Below are 13,550 nucleotides of genomic sequence, written 5' to 3' on the forward strand. Positions count from 1 at the left end.
ACCGTCACCGGACAACCGTAAGCGCGATGGAAAAACGAGCTCATTTTTCAGGGTGGACGCTGCCTCTGCTGCTGATCATTCCGCAGATGGCGATCACCGTCATTTTCTTCTACCTGCCGGCCTCGCAGGCGATCTGGCAATCCTTCCTGCGCGAGGACGCCTTCGGCCTTGCATCCGAATTCGTCGGTTTCGAGAACTACAGCGCGGTCTTCGAGCAGCCCGAATATTACCGGGCGATGATCACGACCGTGATCTTCTCGACGCTGGTGGCCTTCTTCTCGCTCGCCGTCGCCCTTCTCTTCGCCACACAGGCCGACAAGAGCCTTCGCGGCGGCCACGGGTTCAAGACCCTGCTGATCTGGCCCTATGCGGTGGCTCCGGCGATCGCGGGCGTGTTGTGGATGTTCATGTTCCATCCGACGCTCGGCATTCTCGGTCGCCCGCTCAACGTCATGGGGTTCAACTGGAATCCCATGCTTGACGGCAAGGATGCCATGATCCTGCTCGTGCTCTCCGCCACGTGGAAGCATGTGAGCTACAACTTCCTGTTCTTCCTCGCGGGACTGCAGGCGATTCCGAAGAGCGTGATCGAGGCCGGCGCCATCGACGGCGCGGGGCCGCTGCGCCGCTTCTGGACGATCATCTTCCCGCTTCTGTCGCCGACCACCTTCTTCCTTCTCGTCGTGACCATCGTCTACGTGTTCTTCGAGACCTTCGGCATCATCGATGCCGTGACGGGCGGCGGCCCCGCCGGGCAGACGACGACTCTCGTCTACAAAGTTTATGCGGACGGCCGCTCCGGCGGCGACCTCGGTCTCTCGGCCGCGCAATCGGTGGTCCTCATGGTCATCGTGATCGCGCTCACCGCCGTCCAGTTCCGCTATGTCGAACGCAAGGTGCAGTACTGATGGTCGAGAATCGTCCCTTTCGAGACTTCATGGCCTACCTGACGCTGGTCATCGGCGTCATCCTGGTGGCCTTCCCGGTCTATATCGCCATCATGGCGTCGACCTTCGACACCGCCACCATCATCAACGGCAACATGCCGTTGACGCCGGGCGATCAGACGCTGGAGAACTACTCCCGCGCCCTGTTCTACGGCGGCAAGACGGCCCGCGAGCCCGTGATGGGCATGATGATCAACTCCCTGATCGTCGCGCTGGGCATCGCGTTCGGCAAGATCCTGATCTCGATCCTGTCGGCCTATGCGGTGGTCTATTTCAAGTTCCCGTTCCGCAAGACGGCGTTCTGGGTCATCTTCATCACCCTGATGCTGCCGGTCGAGGTGCGTATCTATCCGACCTACAAGATCGTCGCGGATCTGGGGCTTCTCGATACCTATTCCGGTCTCGTCCTGCCGCTCATCGCGTCGGCCACCGGCACGCTCCTGTTCCGGCAGTTCTTCATGACCATTCCGGAGGAGCTTCTGGAAGCCTCGAAGATCGATGGTGCCGGCGCGTTCCGCTTCTTCAAGGACACGCTGCTGCCGCTGTCGATGACGACGATCGCGGCGCTCTTCGTGATTCAGTTCATCTATGGCTGGAACCAGTATCTCTGGCCCCTGCTGATCACCACGAAGAGCTCGATGCAGACCATCGTGATCGGCATCAAGAAGATGATCACGACCACCGACGCGCTGACCGAGTGGAACATCGCCATGACGACGGCCGTGCTCGCGATGATCCCGCCGGTCCTGGTCGTCATCTTCATGCAGAGGCTCTTCGTGAAGGGCCTCGTCGAAACGGAAAAGTGACGCGGGAAAAATCCCGCAGGGCCCTCCCGAATTTTCCGGGAGGGCTCATCCCCACACATTTGGAATTTCGCCCGATGCCCCTGAGGCGCGGGCAACGGTCAAAAGGAATGGAACGATGGCAGGGGTAACCCTCGATACGGTCAGGAAGATCTACTCGGGCAACGTGGAGGCCGTGAAGGGCGTGTCGCTCGGCATTGAGGACGGCTCCTTCTGCGTGCTCGTCGGCCCGTCGGGCTGCGGCAAGTCCACGCTTCTTCGCATGATCGCGGGTCTCGAGACGATCTCCGACGGCGAGGTGAAGATCGGTGATCGCGTCGTGAACCAGGTGGAGCCCGCCGATCGCGATATCGCGATGGTGTTCCAGAACTATGCGCTCTACCCGCATATGAGCGTCTACGACAACATGGCCTATGGCCTGAAGAACCGGAAGACGCCCAAGGACGAGATCGAGACGCGCGTGAAGGAGGCGGCCCGCATCCTCGCCATCGAGCCGTTCCTCGACCGCAAGCCGCGCGCACTCTCCGGCGGCCAGCGCCAGCGCGTCGCCATGGGCCGCGCCATCGTGCGCAAGCCTCAGGTGTTCCTCTTCGACGAGCCGCTCTCCAACCTCGATGCCAAGCTGCGCGTGCAGATGCGCGTCGAGATCAAGCGCCTGCAGAAGGCCCTCGGCGTGACGTCGATCTACGTCACCCACGACCAAGTCGAGGCGATGACGCTCTCAGACAAGCTCGTGGTGATGTCGAGCGGCCAGATCGAGCAGGTCGGCAGCCCGTCCGAGGTCTATCGCCGCCCCGAGACCCGCTTCGTCGCCACCTTCATCGGCTCCCCGCCCATGAACATCCTGCCCGGCAAGGTCGAAGGTCCGGGCCGCGTGTCGGTCGGTGGACAGTCGATCGCCGTCACGGACATGCGCGACGGCCTCACCCCCGGCTCCGCCATCGAAGTGGGCCTGCGTCCCGAGGACGTGCAGGCGGGCGGTGTGGGCTCCAGCTCGCTGTCCATGGACGTGGACTTCGTCGAGGAACTCGGCGCGACCCAGCTCTTCCACGGCAAGGTCGCGGGTGCCGACTTCGTCGTGCAGGCCTCCACCGGCCAGATCCCGGCCGACACCCGCAAGCTCGCCCTCGCGGTCGATCCGGCGAACGTCCATCTCTTCGATCCCCAGACCACGAAGCGCCTCGGCCGCGTCTGACGCGGATTCGCCAGTTCAATGAATAGCGCAGGGCCTCGGCACAGCCGGGGCCTTTTTCGTCGGGTCTCACGGGAGTCCCAGCCCCGGCATGGCCATCCCGATCATGTGAAGCTCGGCGTTTCACGCAAACGGGCCCACCGGCACGAGGCCGGTGACGACGTCGCGCGAGGGGGCAGGGGGAGTTCCGTCCTGTACTTGCTCCTAACCTCCCGAGAACCGGCGGTTGCGCCGCGTTCGAAGCCTCGGTATCCCTGTATCTTCAACGTGAGGAACAGCGATGACGGTCAAGCTCGATGGCGCCACTCTCGGCATTCAGGACGTGGTGCGCGTCGCGCGCGCCGATGCCCAGGGGGACTTCGCCACGGCCGCCCTGGCGCCGGAAGCACGCGATCGCATCGCGGCGACGCGGAGCTATATCGACCGCACCTGGATGCATGACGATGCGCCGCTCATGTACGCCTTCAACACCGGCGTCGGCCTGTTCAAGGACCAGCGTGTCCTTATCGCAGACATGGCGGCCTACCAGCAGAAGACCGTCTATGCCCATGCCACCGGCGTCGGCGAGCCGTTCTCCGAGGACGTGACTCGGGCCATGATGCTCCTGCGCGCCAATGCCTTCGCGTCGAACTACTCCGGTCCCCGCGTCGAGCTCGTGGAGCGCCTCATCGCCTTCCTCAATGCGGGCCTGCACCCGGTCATCCCGCAGAAGGGCTCCGTCGGAGCCTCGGGCGACCTTGCGCCGCTCGCCCACATGGCTGGGGCGGTCTGCGGCTTCGAGGAAGCCGAGATGGTCTACCGCGGCCGCCGGATGCCGGCGCGCGAAGCCATCAAGGAGGCGGGCTTCAATCCCGATTTCGAGCTCGGCGCGAAGGATGCTTCCGCGCTCATTAACGGCTCGACCACGTCGCTCGCCCTCGGGGCGCTCGCCACGCACGACGCGCGCCGCCTGCTCAAGCAGGCCGACATCGCCATGTGCCTGTCGCTGGAGGCCATGCGCGGCGAGCTCGCGGCCTTCGATCCGCGCGTGCACAAGGCGCGTCCGCATCCGGGCCAAGCGCGCACGGCGCGTAATCTGCTGCGCATTCTCGAAGGCACCAAGCGCTGCTCCCAGGATGCGCGGGACATCGTCTTCCCCGACGAGCCGCGCCAGCCGGGAACGCCCGCCGCTCCGCGCGTGCAGGACGTCTATTCGCTGCGCTGCACGCCGCAGGTTCACGGGCCGGCCGTCGAGGCGGTCGAATACGTGGAGCGCATCATCGGTACGGAGATGAACTCCGCCACCGACAACCCGCTGATCTTCGATGACGGTCAGGGCGGTTACGTGTCGATTTCCGGCGGCCATTTCCACGGGCAGTACATGGCCCAGGCCATGGATTTCCTGGCCATCGCCATGGCGGATCTCGGGGCGATCTCGGAGCGGCGCCTGGCGCGCCTCATCGACCCCACCATGTCATACGGGCTGCCGCGCAACCTGCTGGCGGGCAAGCGCGGCCTCAACACGGGCTTCGCCACGGTGCAATGCTCCATGTCAGCGCTGGTCATGGAAAACCGGGGGCTGGCGACGCCGGGATCGGTCGATTCCATTCCCGGGAAATCCAATGCCGAGGACCACGTCTCCAACTCCACCTGGTGCGGACGCAAGGCGCGCATCGTGGTCGAGAACGTGGAGCAGATCGTCGCCGGCGAATTGCTGATGGCCGCGCAGGCGCTCACCCTCGTGGAGCCTCTCGCCAAGGATCATCCGCTGGGCAAGGGGTCCCGCGCAGCGCTCGACGCGATCCGCGCCGTCATCCCGCCGGCGCTCGACGGCGACCGCTGGTATGCTGCCGAAATGCGCCAAGCCCTCGACCTCGTGCGCTCAGGCGCCGTGGTCGAAGCCGTCGAGAGCGCCATCGGCGAACTGGAATAAAAATGGGCCCGGTCATCCCGGGCCCTTTCTTCTGGCTGAGCTCGATCAGCGGCAACGGCGGATGTCACGATACACCACGCGGCCGTTGGGACGGACCACGCGCTCACGCACGGTGCGGCAGCGTTCCATACGCCTCATGTGGGGCCGCACGCCGCAATCCCGCACGGTGCGAAACACCACGCGGCCGTTCGGAAGCACGGTGCGGACGCGGCGCGTCACGCAGGCGACATCGTCCACGAGGCTGGGCGCCTGCAGCTGCTCGGCGCCGAAACGGGCTTGGGCTTCTTGCGGTGCAGCAAGGAATCCTGCGCCGAGGACAAGGGCGAAAGCAGGGAGAATGATGGCTCGCATGGTCCATTCCTTATGTTTTGAGGAGGGGCTGACGACAACGACATGTCTATGCCATGGTTCCTGAAGATGGGATGAACTTCATGTTGCCACGCGTTGTGATTCGTCTCGTTCACGCTTCGGACGCCGCCGAGCTGATCGCCGCCAATCTCGCCAGCATCGACCTGCACGAGCCCTGGGTCTCGCCCTGCCGCGACCCTGTGAGCTTCCAGGGCTACCTCGCCCGCTGCGACGGTGACCGTTCCATAGGGTTCATCGCTCGTGAGCGGGAAACCGGCAGGATCGTCGGCGTCGTCAACCTGAGCGAGATCGTGCGCGGCTTCTTCCAGAGCGCCTATATGGGCTATTACGGCATGGCCGGCATGAACGGGCGCGGGCTGATGAGCGAGGCGGTGAGCCTTGTGGTCTCGCACGCCTTCCGCGAACTCGGGCTGCACCGCATCGAGGCCAATATCCAGCCGGGCAACGGGCCTTCCCGCGCTCTCGCCCAGCGCTTGGGCTTTCGCCAGGAGGGCTACTCGCCGCGCTATCTCAAGATCGGCGGCGAATGGCGCGACCACGAGCGCTGGGCCATCCTCGCGGATGAATGGCGTGGTTGACGGCGATTATGCAGCAGATCCGAGCTTCTTCTGCAGGAAGAAGCGGCTGCCGCCGACAGGATAATCCTTCAGCTCGCCGAAAAGCTCGTAACCCAATTTTTGGTAGAGCGTAAGCGCCTTGGGATTGAGCGTGTCGATCCAGGCCGAATGACAGCCTTGGGCCCGGGCCTCTTCCTCGGCCATCGCGATCAGGCGCGTGGCGAGGCCCCTGCCGCGAAAGGCCTCGGGCACGAAGATGAGTTCGATATCAAGCCAGCCGCCATTCATGCGGCCGCACAGGCCCCCAACAGGCTCGTCGCTGTCGGGATTGCGGATTGCGATGGAAAGATCCCGGCCGGGCGGATGACCGGCGAAGAGAGTTCTGTTGAATCCCCGTAGTCCCGTCAGAACGATCTGGTGGAGCGCGGAGGCATCGTCGACGAGCGCGATCTCAGGCACCTGGGTCATCATACGTTACTCACATTGAAATTCGCTGGACGGCATCAATCAGAACACGCGCGGCCACATCCGCATCCTCGACCGTGATCGACTCCGCCGGATTGTGGCTGATGCCGCCCTTGCAGCGCACGAAGAGCATGGCCGAGGGGCAGAGATTGGCCATCGCGACCGCATCGTGGCCCGCTCCGGAGGAGAGATGCAGCGGCTCGATGCCGAGACTCTGCACAGCCTGTTCGAGCTGCCCGATCAGATCCCTATCCATGGGTGTGGCGGGGGACTCCATGAACGGCTCGATGGAGAAATCCACATTGCGTCTTTGCGCAGCAGCCCGGCATTCGCTCACGATGTCCTCGACCATGGCCAGGCGCACCGCGTCATCCGGCGAGCGCGCATCGAGGGTGAAATCGACCCGAGCGGGAATGACGTTGATCGCTCCGGGCTGCACCTGCGCGACGCCCACCGTCGCCACCGTGTCGTTGCGTGTGGAGCCTGCGCGCTCCACGATGCCGATCATCTCGGCCACGGCCGCGAGCGCATCGCGGCGCATATTCATTGGCACGGTGCCCGCATGGCCCGCTTCGCCGATCACATGCGCGCGGGCGCGCGTGATGCCGTTGATGGCCGACACGATGCCGACGGGCAGGTTCTTCGCTTCGAGCAGCGGCCCCTGCTCGATATGCACCTCGAGATAGCCGCGGTAGCGCGCCGGGTCGCGGGCCAGCGCTGCCGCGCCGTCCGGATCGCCGCCGAAGCGGATCAGCGCATCGCGCAAAGCGACGCCGTCCTGGTCCCGGCCGTCGAGCCAGGCCGGATCGAAGCGGCCGGCGAGAGCCTGGGACGTGGAGAGATTCGTCGGGAAGCGCACGTTCTCCTCGTCGCCGAAGGCCACGACCTCGATGGGGCAGGCCGGCACGATGCCCTGCTGCCGCAACGCCTCGACCACCGCGATGCCGAGCACCACGCCGAGATTGCCGTCATAGCGGCCCGCATCGACGACGGAATCGATATGCGAGCCGATGAGGAGCGCGGGGGCTTGCGGATCGGTGCCCTCGACGCGCCCGATCACGGAGCCGAGAGCGTCGATATGGGCGTTCAGCCCCGCCTGCCGCATCAGATTCAGCGTGGCGTCGGCGGCCCTGCGATGGGCCCCCGAGAGATAGAGGCGGGTGATGCGGCCGGGTTCGTCCGTGTACTGGGCCAGTTCCTCGATCATCGCCATCACGCGGCGGCCGAGGGTGAGATCTGTCGCGTTCGTCATGGGACCGAGAGTTTCAGGAACGGGATGGCTGCGCAAGTGGGGGACGAGCGCGACACCGCAGAAATGGGATGGCCGGCACAAGGCCGGCCATGACGTGGTGAGTTTATGAGACGTGCCTTACGCCGCGACGCCGAGCTTTTTCTGCAGGCTCGTTGACGAGGTCGTGTATTGGAACAGCAGCCTCTTCTCGGGATAGACGTAGCGATGCACCTTCTGGGCCGCGAGCGCACCCTCGTGGAAACCGGAGAGGATGAGCTTCAGCTTGCCCGGATAGGTGTTGATGTCGCCGATGGCGAAGATGCCGGGAACGTTCGTCTCGAACTTCTCCGTATCGACGGGGATCACGTTCTCGTGCAGATTCAGGCCCCAATCGGCGATGGGTCCGAGCTTCATGGTGAGGCCGAAGAAGGGCAGCATCACGTCGCAATCGACCGTGAATTCCGAGCCGTCGTCCTTGCGGATCACCGCACCTTCGAGAACCGGCGCCTCGCCCTTGAGGGAGGTCACCTGGCCGAGATGCAGGTCCATGTCGCCGGCGGCCACGAGGGAGCGCATCTTCTCCACCGTGTGGGGCGCGGCCCGGAAGGCGTCGCGGCGGTGGAGCAGGGTCAGGCGCTTGGCGATGGGCTGCAGGTTCACCGTCCAGTCGAGGGCGGAATCGCCGCCGCCGACGATGAGCACCTTCTTGCCCCGGAACCTCTCCATCTTGCGTACGGCGTAGTAAACGCCGGTGCCCTCATAGGCCTCGATGTTGTCGATCGGTGGCTTCTTGGGCTGGAACGAGCCGCCGCCGGCCGCGATGATCACCGCCTTGCAGGTGAAGGTGGTGCCGTTCTCGGAGGTCTTGACCTTGAACAGGGGCGCTTCCGGCGTGCCAATGGATTCCAGGCTCTCCACCATCTCGTTGAGGTGGAAGGTCGGATGGAAGGGCTCGATCTGCGCCATCAGGTTATCGACGAGGCCCTGGCCGGTCACCATCGGAAAGCCCGGAATGTCGTAGATCGGCTTTTCCGGGTAGAGCTCGGCACATTGGCCGCCCACCTTCGGCAGGATGTCGATGAGATGGCATTTGATATCGAGGAGGCCCAGTTCGAACACGGCGAACAGGCCCACGGGGCCGGCACCGATGATGACGACGTCCGTTTCGATATGGTCGGTCATGAACAGGCTCCTTCGAGAGACCCTTTCGAAGCACGGTCTCTCCGTCTTATCAATGTGGCAGGCTGACGGTCAGGCTCCGGTGGGAGCGAGAGTGACCTCCAGGCCGTCGAGTTCGGGGGTCCAGAGGATCTGGCAGGACAGGCGGGAATTGGGTTGCGTCATCACGGTGTCCAGCTGGTCCTCCTCCTCTTCCGTCGGAGGATAGAGCTTGTCCAGCCATTCCTCGGCAACGAAGACGTGGCAGGTCGCGCATTCGCAGGCGCCGCCGCACAGGCCCTCGATGGGCAGGCCCCAGTCGCGGATGATCTCCATCACCCGCCAGCCCTCGATGGCCTCGAGGGTGTGGCGCTGGCCGGCCCGGTCGGTCACATGGATGACGCCCATGAAGCGGGAAATCCTTATGTCGTGCATTCTGGGATGAGGCGCGGAAGGGGATGCGCCGGAGGGGCTGATATCGTCCTTTCGGCCCGGTCCGTCAACGGTTTAGGGCTTCGTTCGTTCTTAGAAAGGGAATACTGGCAGGCCTTATGGTTTCTTGTCTATGCCCGGCTCATGAGTGATTAAGCCAGTATTCCTCAGCATGTTCAGGTAGGCCGGCGGATCTGCAATTTGGCAGGAATAGGCGCTTCCAGGGCAAGGGATCCTGCTCGCCTTCAAAGGGTCCATCTTGCGGGCCTCGGTCTTTAAACGTTCAAGATGTTCACGAAGTCCATTTTGGGAGATGTAGATATTAAGACTATAGAGTTGCTTGCCGAGCCAGTCTTTCCTGACTGGTTCCATTGTTAAATCGATGTTTTGCGTGCCCGTAGGGCGCTGCATTTTCCATTCACCTAACAACATCTTACCGGTGAAATAGATCTTTTCCGGAGGTGCGATGTTCTTGTCGATATCCCTTAGCTCGACCAGTCGCTCATGGTTTCTATCAGGGATCGCAACTTTATCGAACGTTTCCATAACCTGTTGGGCAACTTTCAAAGCTTCGTCCTTTGAAACTGGCTCCAGCAAGGGTTTGACGTTCAGATTCCAAATTTGCAGGGCTATGAAATCGACTTGGACGAAGGTCGATGATGGCAATCTGAAGAGTTCATTTGGCAGGCCATATGAAACGACGACAGGGGCGTCCGGTGCGCCGTCCCATGGGGTAAAGTTCCAAAAGGTCGATTCATCGGCTGGCAGTCTTTTGGGATCTTCTGTTCGATATTTCTCTCCCGCATTGAGGGTGAGCATCCGATCATAGGGAGCACCCAATTCGACCCTGAGCAGTGATGGCTCGCCAGCATCTCTTCGTAGGAGAATTATGGCTGAGGCCAGCACGGCTAAGAGAAGTGCAATCATCCAAGGAGGCATGATCCATGCAGATGACACTTCGGGCTCTGTCTCAGGGGACAACTGACCTTCTCCAATATGACTAGAGAGATTGGTATTTCTATCAATTATCCTAAAATAAAACCTACGAAATAACGTTTGTTTTTATCAGATCACGGAACCTCCACTCTCAAGCAAGCTGCTTTTTCAGATCCCGAGGGTTTCCGCCCGGAGCGCCTCGTCGGCCATCAGCTCGGCCATGGTGCCCTGGAACCGGATCTCGCCCCGCTCAATCACGCAGGCCCGGTCGCTGATGCCGGCCGCGAAGGCCCAGTTCTGCTCGGAGAGGAGAACCGCCACGCCCTCCGCCTTCATGGCCCGGATCGCCTCCGCCATCATCTGGACGATGACGGGTGCGATGCCCTCGGACGGCTCGTCGAGCAGGATCGCGTCCGGGTTGCCCATGAGAGTGCGGGCGATGGAGAGCATCTGCTGCTCGCCCCCGGACATCTGGCTGCCGCGCCGCCCGCGCATCTCGGCCAAGTTGGGAAACAGCCGGAAGAGCCGCTCCGGAGTCCAGGGCTGGCGCCCGTCCCCGGCCGGGCGGCGCCCCGTCCCCAGGTTCTCCTCGACCGTGAGATCGGTGAAGATGCGCCGGTCCTCCGGCACGTAGCCCAACCCCAGGCGGGCGATCCTGTAGGTCGGAAGCCGCCCCAGGGAATGTCCCTTGAAGGTGGCATGGGTGGCCGTGGCCGAGATCAGCCCCATGATGGCCTTCAGGGTCGTGGTCTTGCCGGCCCCGTTGCGGCCGACCAGCGCCACCACCTCGCCGGGGTAGAGATGGAACGAGAGCCCGAACAGCACCTGCGCCCGGCCGTAGAAGGCATCGAGGTTCCGGATGTCGAGGAGCGCTTCTCGTCTCATGCGGGGTCCGGTCCTTTCGGCCGCTCCAGCGCATGCTCGTCGCCGAGATAGGCGCGCCTCACCTGCGCGTCCCGGCGGATCTCGTCGGGCGTCCCGGCGGCGATGACCTGGCCGCGCAGGAGCACGAGAACCCGGTCCGCATGGCCGAAGACCACGTCCATGTCGTGCTCGGTGAACAGCACTCCGATGTCCCGCGAGGCCGCGATGGAGGCCGTAAGGTCCATCAGCTCCGCCCGCTCGCGGGGCGCCATGCCGGCCGTGGGCTCGTCCATGAGAAGGAGCTTGGGCTCCCCGGCGAGCGCGATGGCGAGTTCCACGCGCTTCACGTCGCCATAGGCCAGGGCGGAGCAGGGAATATCCGCCGCCTCCGCCATGCCCACCTGGGCGAGCAGTTCGACCGCTTTCTCGCGATAGCGTTCGCGGGCGGGGGTCCAGAGGCCGTGGCTGCGCCGACGGCAACTGATCAGCGCCATCTGGACGTTCTCGACGGCGTTCATGGACAGGAAGGTCTGGGCCACCTGGAAGGTACGCCCCACGCCGCGGCGAAACCGCTTCTGCGGCGCCGCATGGGTGATGTCCTGCCCGTCGAGCACAACCTGGCCGTGATCGGCCCTCAGCTGGCCGCCGACCATGTTGAACACGGTGGATTTGCCCGCCCCGTTGGGGCCGATGAGGGCGAGCATCTCGCCCCGCGCGACGTCGAACGACACGCCGCGGGCCGCCACCACGCCGCCGAAGGTTTTCTGCAGGTCTTTCACGGCCAGAAGCGTCATGCCCGCTCCTCGCGCCAATGTTGGACCGTGCCGGCAAGGCCGCGCGGGAAGATCAGCACCATGGCGATGATGATCAGGCCCAGCACCAGGCGCCAATGCGCGGTGAGCGGCATGACGACGTCGCGCAGGAAGTGCAGGGCGGCGGCGCCCACGAGCGGACCCGTCACCGTCTGGATGCCGCCGAGGAGCAGCATGGTGAGCGCATCGACCGAGGTCGAGATCCCGAGCAGGCTCGGATCCACCGATCCCCGGGAGAAAGCATAGAGACCGCCCGCAAGTCCCGCCGCCGCGCCCGAGAGGATGAAGGCGAGCCAGCGGTGAAGGCGGATCGTCAGGCCGATGGCTTCGGCGCGGGCCTCGGAGTCGCGGGCCGCGCGCAACGCATAGCCGAACGGGGCGTCGATGATGCGCTTCAGCAGCAGCACCGCCGCAAGCGTGAGCGCGGCGGTCAGGAGATAATAGGCGACGGGTCCGGAGGCCCAGGTCGCGGGCCATACGCCGACGATGCCGTTGTCGCCCCCGGTCACATCGACCCACTGGAAGGCGACCGCATAGATGATCTGGGCGGCCGCGAGCGTCATCATGGCGAGATAGATGCCGGACAGGCGCACCACGAAGGCGCCGATCAGCCCCGCCCCCAGGGCGGCGAACGCGAGCCCGAGGGGGAGGGCCGCCTCCATCGAGGCGCCGGACCATTTGACCGCCAGGGCCGATCCATAGGCGCCGAGGCCGAAGAAGGCCGCATGGCCGAAGCTCACGAGCCCGCCGACCCCGATGAGAAGCTGCAGGCTGAAGGCGAAGAGCGCGAAGATCAGGATCTCGGTCGCGACCTTGAGCAGATAGGCATCGGCCACGAGCGGGAAGCAAGCGAGAACGGCCACGACGGCGAGCAGGATGTAAACGCGGCCTGGCAGGGGCTTATGGCTGGCGATTCCCACCGTGTGGGTCGCGCCGACGACCTCGGCGCGCCCGAAGAAGCCATAGGGCCTGACGGCCAGCACCACGGCCATGAGCAGGAACACCACCACGAGGGTGCTCTTCGGAAAGATCAGGATGCCGAAGGCCTGCAGCTGCCCGATGACGAGGGCCGCGAGGAACGCGCCGGGCACGCTGCCCATGCCGCCGACCACCGTGACCACGAAGGCCTCCGCGATGATGGAGAGGTCCATGCCGGTATTGGCCGACACGCGCGGAATCTGGAGCGCGCCGCCGAGCCCGGCGAGGAACGCGCCGAGAAACAGCGTGCCGGTGAACAGCATGGCCTGGTTAACTCCGAGCGATGCCACCATGTCGCGGTCCTGCGTGGCCGCGCGCACCAGCATGCCGAAGCGGGTCCTGCGCAGGAGAAGCCACACGAGCCCCAGAACGACGGGCCCGGCCGCGATCAGCACGAGCTCGTACGAGGGAAAACGCCGTCCGAGAATGTCGACGGGCGCGCGCAATCCCGGCGCCCGGGGCCCGAGAATGTCCTCCGGCCCGAAGACCAGCACCACGAGATCCTGCACCACCAGCACCACTCCGAAGGTGGCGAGCAGCTGAAACAGTTCCGGGGCGCCGTAGATGCGGCGCAGGAGCAGCACCTCGATGATGATTCCGATGAGGCCGACGATCACCGCCGAGGCCAGGATGCCGGCCCAGAAGGACACGGGCCCAAAGGAGAGTTCGAGCAGGCGCGGCACCAGGGTCGCGGCCGTATAGGCGCCGATCATGTAGAGCGAGCCGTGCGCGAAGTTCACGATCCGCGTGACCCCGAACACGATGGTCAGGCCGCAGGCGGTGATGAACAGCGACGAGGCGCTGGAGAGGCCGCTGAGAGCCTGAACGGCCAGAAAGGAGGGATCCACGGATCTATCTCCTCTTGTCGCAAACACGGTTGATCGGATGCGCCGA

The 13,550-nt window shown here is 64.4% G+C and carries 14 protein-coding genes; 5 read left to right on the top strand and 9 right to left on the bottom strand.

All coding sequences use genetic code 11. From position 1 onward, the window contains the following. Positions 1-26: 26 nt before the first annotated feature. The 4 genes from ugpA (at position 27) to hutH (ending at position 4,854) form a co-directional block, all read left to right on the top strand. On the top strand, positions 27-908 hold the full coding sequence (gene ugpA / locus OC446_RS09165; protein WP_262028726.1) for a sn-glycerol-3-phosphate ABC transporter permease UgpA: 882 nt from the start codon (positions 27-29) through the stop codon (positions 906-908). Beyond that, positions 908-1,753: a sn-glycerol-3-phosphate ABC transporter permease UgpE gene (gene ugpE, locus OC446_RS09170; protein WP_262028727.1), complete on the top strand. Its 846-nt coding sequence runs from the start codon at positions 908-910 to the stop codon at positions 1,751-1,753. The genes ugpA and ugpE overlap by 1 nt, the downstream gene beginning before the upstream one ends. Before the next feature lie 115 nt (positions 1,754-1,868). After that, the gene (locus OC446_RS09175; RefSeq protein WP_262028728.1) at positions 1,869-2,945 is read left to right on the top strand and encodes a sn-glycerol-3-phosphate import ATP-binding protein UgpC; all 1,077 of its coding nucleotides are present in this window, start codon (positions 1,869-1,871) and stop codon (positions 2,943-2,945) included. A 277-nt stretch (positions 2,946-3,222) separates the two neighbouring features. After that, complete coding sequence (hutH, locus tag OC446_RS09180) at positions 3,223-4,854, top strand: histidine ammonia-lyase (protein WP_262028729.1); 1,632 nt, start codon at positions 3,223-3,225, stop codon at positions 4,852-4,854. Between the two features lie 45 nt (positions 4,855-4,899). Here the strand turns inward: hutH and OC446_RS09185 are convergent, their stop codons facing one another. Continuing rightward, positions 4,900-5,205 (bottom strand): hypothetical protein, encoded by a 306-nt coding sequence (locus OC446_RS09185; protein WP_262028730.1) that lies wholly within the window; start codon positions 5,203-5,205, stop codon positions 4,900-4,902. Between the two features lie 80 nt (positions 5,206-5,285). On the opposite strand from OC446_RS09185, the gene OC446_RS09190 reads away from it, so the two are divergent. After that, positions 5,286-5,801, top strand: coding sequence for a GNAT family N-acetyltransferase (locus OC446_RS09190; protein WP_262028731.1), 516 nt, complete (start codon positions 5,286-5,288; stop codon positions 5,799-5,801). Positions 5,802-5,807: 6 nt separating this feature from the next. On the opposite strand, the gene OC446_RS09195 is transcribed toward OC446_RS09190, so the two are convergent. The 8 genes from OC446_RS09195 to OC446_RS09230 all read right to left on the bottom strand — a co-directional run bounded on the left by OC446_RS09195 (position 5,808) and on the right by OC446_RS09230 (position 13,504). Continuing rightward, a complete protein-coding gene (locus OC446_RS09195; RefSeq protein ID WP_262028732.1) occupies positions 5,808-6,251 on the bottom strand; it encodes a GNAT family N-acetyltransferase in 444 nt (147 codons plus the stop codon). 7 nt (positions 6,252-6,258) lie between these two features. Further along, entirely contained in the window at positions 6,259-7,497 is a 1,239-nt protein-coding gene (locus tag OC446_RS09200; RefSeq protein ID WP_262028733.1) for an allantoate amidohydrolase, read from the bottom strand. Positions 7,498-7,614: 117 nt separating this feature from the next. Further along, positions 7,615-8,658, bottom strand: coding sequence for an NAD(P)/FAD-dependent oxidoreductase (locus OC446_RS09205; protein WP_262028734.1), 1,044 nt, complete (start codon positions 8,656-8,658; stop codon positions 7,615-7,617). A 69-nt stretch (positions 8,659-8,727) separates the two neighbouring features. Beyond that, the gene (locus OC446_RS09210) at positions 8,728-9,042 is read right to left on the bottom strand and encodes a 2Fe-2S iron-sulfur cluster-binding protein (RefSeq protein ID WP_036371040.1); all 315 of its coding nucleotides are present in this window, start codon (positions 9,040-9,042) and stop codon (positions 8,728-8,730) included. Positions 9,043-9,183: 141 nt separating this feature from the next. Continuing rightward, positions 9,184-10,047, bottom strand: coding sequence for a hypothetical protein (locus tag OC446_RS09215; protein WP_262028735.1), 864 nt, complete (start codon positions 10,045-10,047; stop codon positions 9,184-9,186). A 123-nt stretch (positions 10,048-10,170) separates the two neighbouring features. Further along, the gene (locus OC446_RS09220) at positions 10,171-10,887 is read right to left on the bottom strand and encodes an ABC transporter ATP-binding protein (RefSeq protein ID WP_262028736.1); all 717 of its coding nucleotides are present in this window, start codon (positions 10,885-10,887) and stop codon (positions 10,171-10,173) included. Next, entirely contained in the window at positions 10,884-11,660 is a 777-nt protein-coding gene (locus tag OC446_RS09225) for an ABC transporter ATP-binding protein (protein WP_262028737.1), read from the bottom strand. The genes OC446_RS09220 and OC446_RS09225 overlap by 4 nt, the downstream gene beginning before the upstream one ends. Continuing rightward, positions 11,657-13,504: an ABC transporter permease gene (locus tag OC446_RS09230; RefSeq protein ID WP_262028738.1), complete on the bottom strand. Its 1,848-nt coding sequence runs from the start codon at positions 13,502-13,504 to the stop codon at positions 11,657-11,659. The genes OC446_RS09225 and OC446_RS09230 overlap by 4 nt, the downstream gene beginning before the upstream one ends. Positions 13,505-13,550 lie beyond the last annotated feature (46 nt).

It is taken from the genome of Microvirga sp. Mcv34 (assembly GCF_024519725.1).
Lineage (GTDB): Bacteria > Pseudomonadota > Alphaproteobacteria > Rhizobiales > Beijerinckiaceae > Microvirga.